At 71.4% G+C, this 10,773-nt stretch carries 13 protein-coding genes; 6 read left to right on the top strand and 7 right to left on the bottom strand.

Annotation, left to right across the window (positions count from 1 at the left end; all coding sequences use genetic code 11):
• Window positions 1-629 (top strand): RskA family anti-sigma factor (locus ON36_RS16945; protein ID WP_043654113.1); only part of this gene is annotated, 629 nt, incomplete at its 5' end.
• Between the two features lie 16 nt (window positions 630-645).
• Here ON36_RS16945 and ON36_RS16940 read toward each other — a convergent pair.
• The 3 genes from ON36_RS16940 to ON36_RS16930 form a co-directional block, all read right to left on the bottom strand.
• On the bottom strand, window positions 646-1,344 hold the full coding sequence (locus tag ON36_RS16940; RefSeq protein ID WP_052314072.1) for a PhzF family phenazine biosynthesis protein: 699 nt from the start codon (window positions 1,342-1,344) through the stop codon (window positions 646-648).
• A 118-nt stretch (window positions 1,345-1,462) separates the two neighbouring features.
• Window positions 1,463-2,002 carry an alkylhydroperoxidase, AhpD family gene (gene ahpD, locus ON36_RS16935; RefSeq protein WP_043654110.1) on the bottom strand — a complete coding sequence of 180 codons (540 nt, stop codon included), beginning with the start codon at window positions 2,000-2,002 and terminating at the stop codon, window positions 1,463-1,465.
• 50 nt (window positions 2,003-2,052) lie between these two features.
• Complete coding sequence (locus tag ON36_RS16930) at window positions 2,053-2,640, bottom strand: peroxiredoxin (RefSeq protein WP_043654107.1); 588 nt, start codon at window positions 2,638-2,640, stop codon at window positions 2,053-2,055.
• Window positions 2,641-2,752: 112 nt separating this feature from the next.
• Here ON36_RS16930 and ON36_RS16925 point away from each other — a divergent pair, with 112 nt between their 5' ends.
• From ON36_RS16925 to ON36_RS16905, 5 genes are all read left to right on the top strand, one after another.
• Entirely contained in the window at window positions 2,753-3,661 is a 909-nt protein-coding gene (locus ON36_RS16925; RefSeq protein ID WP_043654105.1) for a hydrogen peroxide-inducible genes activator, read from the top strand.
• A gap of 14 nt (window positions 3,662-3,675) precedes the next feature.
• Complete coding sequence (locus tag ON36_RS32795; RefSeq protein ID WP_052314071.1) at window positions 3,676-4,116, top strand: gamma-glutamylcyclotransferase family protein; 441 nt, start codon at window positions 3,676-3,678, stop codon at window positions 4,114-4,116.
• Window positions 4,117-4,171: 55 nt separating this feature from the next.
• On the top strand, window positions 4,172-4,762 hold the full coding sequence (locus tag ON36_RS16915) for a TetR/AcrR family transcriptional regulator (protein WP_043654102.1): 591 nt from the start codon (window positions 4,172-4,174) through the stop codon (window positions 4,760-4,762).
• Window positions 4,763-4,839: 77 nt separating this feature from the next.
• Entirely contained in the window at window positions 4,840-5,580 is a 741-nt protein-coding gene (locus tag ON36_RS16910) for an SDR family NAD(P)-dependent oxidoreductase (protein WP_043654099.1), read from the top strand.
• A 13-nt stretch (window positions 5,581-5,593) separates the two neighbouring features.
• Complete coding sequence (locus tag ON36_RS16905; protein ID WP_043654095.1) at window positions 5,594-5,809, top strand: tautomerase family protein; 216 nt, start codon at window positions 5,594-5,596, stop codon at window positions 5,807-5,809.
• A 78-nt stretch (window positions 5,810-5,887) separates the two neighbouring features.
• On the opposite strand, the gene ON36_RS16900 is transcribed toward ON36_RS16905, so the two are convergent.
• From ON36_RS16900 to ON36_RS16885, 4 genes are all read right to left on the bottom strand, one after another.
• Window positions 5,888-6,442 carry a hypothetical protein gene (locus ON36_RS16900; RefSeq protein WP_043654092.1) on the bottom strand — a complete coding sequence of 185 codons (555 nt, stop codon included), beginning with the start codon at window positions 6,440-6,442 and terminating at the stop codon, window positions 5,888-5,890.
• A gap of 135 nt (window positions 6,443-6,577) precedes the next feature.
• Window positions 6,578-7,780, bottom strand: a complete 1,203-nt coding sequence (gene speD / locus ON36_RS16895) for an adenosylmethionine decarboxylase (RefSeq protein WP_043654089.1) — start codon at window positions 7,778-7,780, stop codon at window positions 6,578-6,580.
• A 10-nt stretch (window positions 7,781-7,790) separates the two neighbouring features.
• Window positions 7,791-8,903, bottom strand: a complete 1,113-nt coding sequence (locus tag ON36_RS16890) for a type III PLP-dependent enzyme (protein WP_043654087.1) — start codon at window positions 8,901-8,903, stop codon at window positions 7,791-7,793.
• A gap of 116 nt (window positions 8,904-9,019) precedes the next feature.
• On the bottom strand, window positions 9,020-10,773 hold a 1,754-nt coding region (locus ON36_RS16885; RefSeq protein ID WP_043654084.1), incomplete at its 5' end, for a DUF3516 domain-containing protein.

Genomic DNA, 10,773 nt, shown 5'->3' with positions numbered 1-10,773 from the left:
GGCCGCCGGAGGCGCGGGGCGCGCCCGCGGGCCCGGACGCCACCGCCTGGCTGCTGGCCCACGTGCACCGGCTCGCGGTCGAACGACTGCGCCTCGACCGGCACGACGAGGACGACATGCCGTGGCTGGCGGCCTCGGCGCGGCTGGGCTTCACCGACCCGCTCGACAGCAACTGCGAGGCGTTCGTGCTCGCCTACTACGGCGGCCGCACCTACCGGGCGCTGGGACGGGAGCTGGGTGTGCGGCTGCCGGTGGTCAACCGCTGGCTGGGGGAGAGCGTGGACCGCCTGGCCGGGCGCTGCACGCCCGGGGTCACCGGCCGGCTCACCGGCGGCGTCGTCCTCGGGCTGGCCGACGCCTACGCCCTCGACGCGGTCGCCGAACTCGAACGCCACCACATCGAGGGCAGGCTCGCCGAGCTGCCCGTCCCGCGCCGCGACCAGTTCCTCGACCGCGTCGGCGCGGTCTACCACCTGCTCGCGGTCCTGGCCCACCAGGACCTGCGCACCCCGCCCCGCCAGCTCGAGGCCCGCGTGCTCGGCGATCTCGGCGTGGCGCAGACCCCGGCGCACCGGCGCGGCCACTGGACGGCGCGGCCGCCGTGGCTGCGCCGGTTCGGCTCGGCCTGAGCGCGGAGCCGGCGGGCTAGAGGACGACCGCGTGGTCCTCGGCGACGCGCCCGCCGAGGCGCACCCAGCCGTCGGAGTCCCACTCGGTGAACAGCTGGGAGCCCTCGCCCTGGGTGATGATCAGCCCGCGGCGCAGCAGCGCGGTCAGCGCGACCGCGGCGGCCCCGGTCGCCTCGTCCTCGGCGATGCCCAGGTCGGGGGCGAACATGCGCGAGCGCACCGCGCCGCGCGCCTCGTCGGTCCAGGTCCAGAAGTAGTGCTCGCCCTCGGTGATGTCGGCGGGCACCAGCGCGCGCAGCTCGTCCGGGCCCGCCAGCTCGTGGAAGGTGAACGGCGGCGCCCACTCGGCGCGGGCGGTGATCCAGGTCAGCCCGTCGGTCTCGGTGACGGCCACCTCGCCTGCCGGGACGTCGATGCGGCTGACCGGATGGCCCTGGTTGCCCAGCCACCAGGCGGTGCCCACGGTGGGATGCCCCGCGAAGGGCAGTTCCACGGTGGGGGTGTAGATCCGCACCCGCGCGACCCCGCCGACGGGGTCCTCGAACACCGCGGTCTCGCTGAAGTTCAGCCGCGCCGCCAGCTCCTGTTTGTCCAGCGCGGCCACGTCGCCCGCCCGGGCGAGGCCCAGCTGGTTGCCGAATCGTCCCGCCGCGTCGGTGAACACCCGCACGACCTCGACCTGCGTCGACGCGTCCTCCGGTACCTGTGCGTTCATGCCCGCCACGCTACCGGCGGCCTCGCGGCCGCGGAAAGGGCGACACGGTGAGCCCGCACACGGCCACGGCCCCGCCCCCGGGGGAACCGGGGACGGGGCCGTGCGGGTGTGGGTGAACTCAGACCGCGGCCGAGGCGAGGGCCTCGGTGGAGGCGACGGCCTGGCCGACGCCGGCCACGATGGCCGCCGCGCGCAGGGACTCGAAGATCACCTCACGCGAGACGCCCGCCTCGCGCAGGGTCTTCTCGTGCGCCTCCAGGCAGTGCGCGCAGCCGTTGATCGAGGACACCGCGAACGACCACAGCTCGAAGTCGGCCTTGTCGACGCCCGGGTTGCCGATGATGTTCATCCGCAGGCCCGCGCGCAGGTCGTCGTAGCGGCCCTCGAGGAAGGCCTTGCCACGGTAGAAGACGTTGTTCATGCCCATGATCGACGCCGCGCCCAGCGCCGCCTCGTACGCCTCGGCCGACAGCGTGTCGGCGGCCTCCTCCGCGATCTCCCGCAGGGTGGTCGCCGAGCGGGTGGCCGCCGCCGACGCCAGGAGGGTCCCCCACAGCTGCTGCTCGCTGAGCACGGTGGTGCGCGCGATCGAGGACAGGTTGAGCTTGAGGTCCTTGGCGTACTCGGGCAGGGAGTTCTTGAGGTTCTCGATGCTCATGGTGGGGGACTACCTCCGGTGGATCTGGAAAACGGTGGGGGAGAAGAGGATCAGACGCTCGCGGACAGCAGCTCGCCGGCGTTGATGGTCGGGTCGCCCTTCTTCCAGTTGCAGGCGCACAGCTCGTCGGACTGCAGGGCGTCGAGCACGCGCAGCACCTCGTCGACGTTGCGGCCGACCGAACCGGCGGTCACCGAGACGAACTGCACCTCGTTGTTCGGGTCGACGATGAAGGTGGCGCGGTCCGCGACACCGTCGGCGTTGAGAACGCCGGTGGCGGTGGCCAGTTCACGCTTGAGGTCGGACAGGATGGGGAAGGGGAGGGTCTTGAGGTCCTCGTGCTGGGCACGCCACTGGAAGTGGACGAACTCGTTGTCGACCGAGGCGCCGAGCACCTGCGCGTCGCGGTCGGCGAACTCGTCGTTCAGCTTGCCGAAGGCGGCGATCTCGGTCGGGCACACGAAGGTGAAGTCCTTCGGCCAGAAGAACACGATGCGCCACTTGCCCGCGTGGTCGTCGGAGGTGATCTGGGTGAAGTAGTCGTCGGGCTGCTGCGCGTCGACCTTGGACAGGTCGCCGCCGATGACGGCCTTGAGGTTGTAGGCCGGGAACTGGTCGCCGATGGTCAGCAGAGCCATGCTCTCTTCGTCTCCTCGTCGTGGTTGGTCGCGCCGCGTCTGCGCGTCGCTGTCGATCTTGCCCAAAGAGTACTGAAAGGTAAAGGTGATCGGTGGCACTAGACTGATAGGTGTGAGTGATCAGACTTATCAGCCGACCCTCTCGCAGCTGCGTGCGTTCGTGGCGATCGCGGAATACCGCCACTTCGGTACCGCCGCCGCACGTTTGGCTGTGAGTCAGCCCACACTATCGCAGGCGCTGGCCGCCCTGGAAAACGGTCTGGGGCTGCAACTCATCGAGCGCAGTACCCGCCGCGTGCTCGTCACCGCGGCGGGCACCCGGCTGCTGCCGCAGGCCATCGCGACCCTCGAGGCGGCCGACCGGTTCGTGGCCACCGCCACCGGCGACGGGCTCGGCGGCGCGCTGCGGATGGGCATCATCCCGACGGTCGCGCCCTACGTGCTCCCGCAGCTGCTGCCCGAGTTACGGCGCAAGGTGCCCGGGCTGGTCCCGCAGGTGGTCGAGGACCAGACCGCGCGCCTGCTCGAGGGCCTGCGCACCGGCGTGCTCGACGTCGCCCTGCTCGCCCTGCCCACCGAGGCGCCCGGTCTCGTCGAGATCCCGCTCTATACCGAGGAGTTCGTGCTCGTCACGCCGCGGGGGCACGAACTGGCCGGGCGCACCGACCTGTCGGTGGCCGCGCTGGCCGAACTGCCGCTGCTGCTGCTGGACGAGGGGCACTGCCTGCGGGACCAGACCCTCGAGCTGTGCCGCACGGCCGAGGTGGCGCCCGGGGCGGTGGGCGACACCCGGGCCGCCTCCCTGGCCACCGTCGTACAGTGCGTGGCGGGCGGGCTCGGGGTCAGCCTGCTGCCGGAGATGGCCGTGCCCGCCGAGACCGCGCGGGGCACACTGGACACCGCCCGTTTCGCCGGCCCCGCGCCGGGCCGCACGATCGGGCTTGCCTTCCGCGCCTCCTCGGCCCGCGCCGAGGACTACGAGTACCTGGCCGCGGTCATCCGCTCCAAGCGGCCGTTCTGAGAGGAGGTCCGCCCGTGACCGCCACCCCCGCGCCCCTCGGGCCCGCCGACCGCGCTCCCGGCGACGTCCTGTTCGCCTACGGCACGCTCCAGTTCCCGCAGGTGCTGACCGCCCTGCTGGGTCGCTGTCCGCACCTGAGCCCGCTGACCCTGTCCAACTGGCGCGCGGCCGCCCTGACCGGCCGGGTCTACCCCGGGCTGGTCGCCGGCGCGGGCGCGCGCGTGCGCGGCAGGCTCCTGCACGGGCTCACCGCAGCGGAGTGGCGGGTGCTCGACGACTTCGAGGGCCCGGAGTACGCGCTGGTCCGGCCGGATCCGGCCCGGCCGGAGGTGCTGACCTACCGGTGGCTCGGTCCGGTTCTGGACGCGGACTGGTCGACCGCGGAGTTCGCGGCCGGGCACCTGTCGGGGTTCGTCGCCGCGAGCACGCCGGGCGCGGGCGCGCCGCGCGGCTGAGCGGCGGGTGGGGAGGGGGCTTCCATTCCAAGACGACCGGTCGTATAGTTGCCGCATGGCACGACCGCGTCGCAGCGAGGACACCCGGCAGGCGCTCATCGAGGAGGGCGCCGCGGAACTGCTCGCCCAGGGCTACCACGGCACCGGGATCAAACAGGTCCTCGACCGCGTCGGCGTGCCCAAGGGGTCGTTCTACAACTACTTCGACTCCAAGGAGTCCTTCGCCGAGGCCGTCGTCGGCTATCACGAGCAGTGCGTGCGACGTGGGATGGCCGAGGCGTTCGGGCCCGCCCCGGACGCGATGGCCGGGCTGCGCGCCTTCTTCGATCGCCAGGCCGCGGAATTCGCGGCCAACGGGTTCGCCGGCGGCTGCCTGCTGGCCAACCTCGGCGCCGAGGTCGAGGACAGCGAACCGCTGCGCCGGGCGCTGTCGGCGGCCTGGGCCGCCTGGCGCGCGGGGATGGCCGCCCAGCTGGCCGCCGCGCAGCGCGAAGGCAGCGTGCGCGGCGACATCGACGCGGGTGACCTGGCCGACCTCCTCCTCGAATCCTGGGAGGGCGCCGTCATCCGCATGAAGATCGACCACAGCCTCGAACCGCTGGCCAAGTGCCTGCGCCGCCTGCTCGACGACTACTTTCGCCCCTGACCCGGACCGGGCCACCCCGGCCCGTCGTTCACGACCGTTCCGAGACGACCGGTCGTATATCGAGAGGACCCGCCACCATGTCCACACCCCGCACGGTCGTCGTGACCGGCGCCTCCAGCGGAATCGGGCGCGATGTCGCCGCCGCGCTCGTCCGCCGCGGCGACGCCGTGGTCCTCAACGGCCGCGACGCCGATCGGCTCGCCGCCGTCGCCGGCGAGCTGGGCGCGCCCGACCGGGTCGCCACTGTCGCCGGGCCCATCGACGACCCCGCCACGGGCGCCGCGCTCGTCGACACGGCGCTGGCCCGGTTCGGCCGGGTCGACGCCCTGGTCAACAGCGCGGGGGAGTTCGCCGCGCGTCCGTTCGTCGAGGTCACCGAGGACGAGCTCGACCACTACCTGCGGGGCAACCTGAAGGGGACCTTCCTCGTCACCCAGGCGGTGGTGCGCCGGCTGCTGGCCCAGGGTGACGGCGGCGCCGTCGTGAATCTCGGCACCGTGCTGATCGACCACGCCACGGCGGGGCTGCCCGCCGCCGCGCCCCTGGTCAGCAAGGGCGGCGTCCACGCGCTCACGATCGCGCTGGCCGCGGAACTGGCGAGCGCGGGCATCCGGGTCAACGCGGTGGCCCCGGGCATCATCCGCACCCCGCTGTTCGGCGACGGCGACGCGGCGGCCGCGGCGAAGCTGGCGCTGCTGGATCGCATCGGCGAGGTCGCCGACACGACAGCGGCCGTGCTGTACCTGCTCGACGCCGGGTTCGTCACCGGCCACATCCTTCCCGTCGACGGCGGGTTCGTCTCCGGAAGAGCGGCGTAGAAAGGAAATCACCATGCCGTACGTCAACATCAAGGTCACCGACACCGGTGTCACCGACGAGCAGAAGTCCCGGTTGATCGCCGGGGTCACCTCGCTGCTGCAGGAGGTGCTGGACAAGCATCCCGACAGCACCTACGTGGTGATCGACGAAGTGCCCCTGCGGAATTGGGGTGTCGGTGGCGTCGACGTCGCCGAGTACGCGGCGCGCAAGGCGGCGTCGGGCTCCTGACAGAGCGCAACGGCGGGTCGCGATCTCCGGATCGCGGCCCGCCGTTCGCCCGCGGAAAGCGGTGTGGCGCGGCCGGTTTCAGTTCGCCGAGCCGAAGGGCACGGTGCCGTCGAGGGCGAACCAGCCCATCACCCGCCGTCGCCCGGTCCGCACGATGCTCGGGCCCAGCCACAGATCCGGTTCGATCTCGCGCATCTCGTCGTGCAGCCGCCGCATGAGCCGCGAGCCCGGCACCCGGGGATCGTCGTAGTCGATGAGCACGGCGGGCTCGCCGTCGATGCTCGACGGACCCACCGACGCCGTGAACGGCAGGGCGCGCGCGCCGCCGAGCACGGTGAAGACGTTGTGGCCGGTCGCGTAGCCACCGTCGGTGGGCTGGAAGGACTTCCCGGCCCAGAAGAACGAGGGCCGGTCCAGGATCCGGCGCAGCAGCGCGGTGCCGGTGCCCGCGATGGAGCGCAGGACCAGGTCGCCGTCGAGCCGGGTCAGGTCGGCCTGCGTCGTGGACGGCGCGTCGGCGAAGGCCCGCGCCAGCGCGGGGACGGGGAGCGCGGACACCGCGTCCAGCCGGGGACGCCGGGCCACGGGACGGAACACCGGCATGCGCACGGCGCCGGATCGGAGTGTCACCATCAGCCAACCTCGATTCGCTTGCGCCGAGTGTGCCCCCCTCCGGTGCCGGCTGTCCGCGGAATGCGAAAGACCGCGGGCCGGCGACCCGCCCCGGAGGGAGGACGCCGGCCCGCGGTCGGTGCGGTGCGCCGGGAGCTACGCGCGCAGGGCGTGCGGCTCGATCGCGCCGCGCTCGAGCGCGCGGGCGTCGATGGTCTCCGGGCGGTAGGGCAGGGTGGCCAGCCGGTCGGTCATGCCGCGGACCGGGTCCTGGATCTGCTCGTTCAGGCCGAACAGGAAGGTCCACTCGTGCTCGTCGCTGCCGTAGGGCACCACGGTGGCGAACTGCTCGTGGAAACGGCCCCACGAACGCTTCAAGGTCTCGTTGCGCCACATGGTCGGACAGCCCGCCTGGGCCGACAGCACGCCGCCCGGCGCGAGCAGCGCCTTGCAGCGCGACAGGAACTCCGACTCGTAGAGCCGGTTGTGCTGGGCGTCCTCGACCCGCTCGTCGGGCAGATCGATGACGATCACGTCGTAGCGGGTGCCCGAGGACTGCGCGTTCGCCAGGAAGTCCCAGCCGTCGGCGTAGTGCACGTGGATCGGGCCCTCGCCCTTGACCGCGGCGGTCAGCTCCTCGGTGGTGTAGCCGTAGGGCAGGTGCTCGGCGCACAGCTCCACCTCGAGCTGGTCGATGTCGACGTGGTCGACCAGGGTCGCCCCGGCCGCCACCGACATCTGCGAGGCGACGCCCTCGCCGGAGCCGATGATCAGCACCTTGTCCAGCTTCTCGGCCAGCACGAACGCCGGGACCATCATGGCCTCGTGGTAGGTGACCTGCGAGAACTCCGTCGACTGGCGGTCGTCGTCGGAGAACAGGGAGATGCCCTGCTCGGTGCGGGCGATCACCATGTGCTGGAACGGGGTGTTCGTGTCGACGATCACCTCGTGCAGATCCCAGATCCGGGTCAGGCCGTCGCCCACCGGCTCCTCGATCTTCTCGGCGCCGTGGCCGCGCTGGACGACCTTCATCTTCACCTCGGCCGGGGACAGCTTGTCCCGCAGCTCCTCGACGGCCTTGGTCGCACCGGCGCCGATGCTGCCGCAGGTGAAGACGTCGACGAAGATGTCGCCGGACTCCGGATAGGTGTGAATCGAGGCGTGGGACTCCGACAACAGCGCGAGGACGGTCACCCCCTGCGGTTCGAACTTCTTGTGAACGACATCGCAGATGGTGACGCCCGCCGCGAGCAGAGACTCACGCAACGCCGATTCGAGTCGTTCGAGATCGTCACAGAGGGCTGCGTCGACACCACCGAACTCGGCCAGCACATGCCAACCGGTGAATTCCGCCGTCATAAGGCGAACCTCACTCTCGCTCAGCGCCCGAGACATGCACGGTCAAGGGCGGAAAACCATTGAAGGACACCGACGAATAACTCGCGGTATAGGCGCCGGTGTCGAGGATCTGAACGCGATCACCGGCTCGCAACGTGGTCGGCAGAAGGACCTTCGTGCGTTGATACAGTACATCGTCTCCGTCGCAGGTCGGACCGGCGACCACCGCCTCGTCGACCGGATCGCCGTCGCGATCGGTGACGAACCGGTAGGCGATGTACTCGTTCTCCGTCTCGGCCATGCCGTTGTAGCGGCCGATGTCGAGATACACCCAGCGCCGCCCGTCGGGGGCGGTGCGCACGCCGACGACCTCGGCGTGGATGGTGCCCGCGTTCCCGACCAGGGCGCGGCCGGGTTCGACCACGAGATCGGTTCCCGCGGGCAGGAATTCGGCCGCCGCGGCGGTCATGGCGGCGGCGACGTCGGCGAGCCCGGGCGCGGTCTCGACGTAGGAGATCGGCAGTCCGCCACCGACGTTCACCGAGGAGACCTCGATCTCCTTGTCCGCCAGGGCGTGCACGATCCGGCCCGCCTGCTCGATGCCGATCCGCCAGGCGGCCGGGTCCAGCTGCTGCGAACCCACGTGGAAGTAGGGGCCCGCGACGACCAGGCCGAGGTCCCGCGCGCGCACCAGCAGCCGATACGCCTCGGCGGGGCTGCACCCGAACTTGGTGCCGAACGGCGTGCGCGAGGCGGGCGCCGAGGACAGGAACCGGCACTCGACCTCCGCGCCGGGCGCGTGCTCGGCGATGCGGTTCAGGTCGTCCTCGGTGTCGAACGCGTAGCGGCGCACCCCCAGCGCGTGGGCGCGGGCGATGTGGGCGGCCTTCTTGATCGGGTTGCCGTAGCACACGCGGGCCGGGTCGACGCCCAGCGCCAGGCACTGGTCGATCTCGCCGATGCTGGCGACATCGAACTCCGCACCTTCGTCATCGAGGAGGGCGATCAGCTCGTCCACCGGGGAGGCCTTCACCGCGTACCGGATCCGGGTGCGGGTCGGGTACGCCGCGACCGCGGCGGCGAGTGCTCGGTAGTTGGAACGCACCTGCTCTGGATAGATGACAAGGTACGGGGATTCGGGCATAGTTGAACTTTCGGTCGGCGGCCGGGAGAGATTACCAGCGCTCCCTACCCAAAAACGAATCCGCCAAACTTCGTCCCTCCTGCGATCATGCGGGATCGGTATGACCGGTGCCCGCATCAGCCCGCGGTCACACTCACCTCGTCGAACACCACCTCACCGGCGGCGTCCGATTCGGCCAGATCCACCACCGCCTCGATCGCCCACCCGTGATCACCGGCGGGGTCGTCGACGGTCTGGCGGACGTGCCAGAAGCCGGGCCGGGTCTCGACCCGGAACAGCTGCGGGCCGCGGGCGTCGGGGCCGGTGCCGACCCGGTCGTACTCGGCGAAGTAGGGCTCGAACGCGGCCTCCCAGTCCGGTCCGGTGCCAAGGCCGTCCAGGGCGGCCCAGTCGCGGCGCGCGACCAGGTCGACCCGGCGGAACATCGCGTTGCGTACCATCACCCGGAAGGCGCGTGCGTTGGCGGTGATCGGGCGGATCTGCTCGGCGCCGAAGGCGACCTGCTCGGTGTCGTTCTCCGCCCCCGGCGCCGTGAGCTGCTCCCACTCGTCGAGCAGGCTCGAGTCGACCTGGCGGATCAGCTCGCCGAGCCATTCGGTCAGGTCGTCGAGTTCCTCGGTGCGCGCGGCGTCGGGGACCGTGCGGCGCAGCGCGCGGTAGGCGTCGGCGAGATACCGCAGCACCACGCCCTCGGAGCGGGCCAGCTCGTAGAAGGAGATCACCTCGGCGAAGGTCATCGAGCGCTCCACCATGTCACGCACCACCGACTTGGGCGACGGCGCGAACTCCGAGACCCACGGGTGCCCCGCGCGGTAGGTCTCGAAGGCGGGCTCGATCAGCTCGGCCAGCGGCTTGGGCCAGGTGACCTCCTCGAGGAGTTCCATGCGCTCCTCGTACTCGATGCCGTCGGCCTTCATCTCGGCCACCGCCTCGCCGCGGGCCCGGTGCTGCTGGGCCATGAGCAGCTGGCGCGGATCCTCGAGGGTCGACTCGATGAGCGAGACCACGTCGAGGGTGTAGGTGGGGCTGTCGCGGTCGAGCAGCTCGAAGGCGGCCAGGGCGAACGGCGACAGCGGCTGATCGAGGGCGAAGTCGCGCTGCAGGTCGACCGTGAGCCGGGCCATGCGGCCCGTGGCGTCGGGCTCGGAGAGCTGTTGCACCACACCGGCATCGCGCAGCGCGCGGTAGAGCCGGATGGCGCGCAGGATGTGGCGGCGCTGCGCGGCGCGCGGCTCGTGATTGTCCTCGAGCAGGTGCCGCATGGCCTGGAAGCAGTTGCCCGGGCGGGCGATCACGTTGAGCAACATGGCGTTGGTGACCGAGAATCGCGACACCATCGGCTCCGGCTGCGCGGCGACCAGGCGGTCGAAGGTCTCCTCGCTCCAGGAGACGAAACCCTCGGGGGGCTTGCGCCGCTGCACCTTCCGCTGCTTCTTGGGATCGTCGCCCGCCTTGGCCAGCAGGCGCGCGTTCTCCACCTCGTGTTCGGGGGCCTGCACGACCACGGTGCCCATCGTGTCGTAGCCCGCGCGGCCCGCGCGCCCGGCGATCTGATGGAATTCGCGCGCCTTGAGCCGGCGGGTGCGCACCCCGTCGAACTTGGTGAGCCCGGTCAGCAGCACGGTGCGGATGGGGACGTTGATGCCGACACCGAGGGTGTCGGTGCCGCACACGACCTTCAGCAGGCCGTCCTGGGCCAGCTTCTCGACCAGGCGGCGGTATTTGGGCAGCATGCCCGCGTGGTGCACCCCGATACCGTGCCGGATCAGCCGCGACAGCGTCTTGCCGAACCCGGACGCGAAACGGAACTGCCCGATCGCGGCGGCGATGGCGTCCTTCTCCGCGCGGGTGGCGAAATTGACGCTGGTCA

This window comes from Nocardia thailandica NBRC 100428 (assembly GCF_000308795.1).
GTDB lineage: Bacteria > Actinomycetota > Actinomycetes > Mycobacteriales > Mycobacteriaceae > Nocardia > Nocardia thailandica.
Note: the sequence above shows the minus strand (reverse complement) of the source record. Positions and strands in the feature narration are given on the sequence as shown.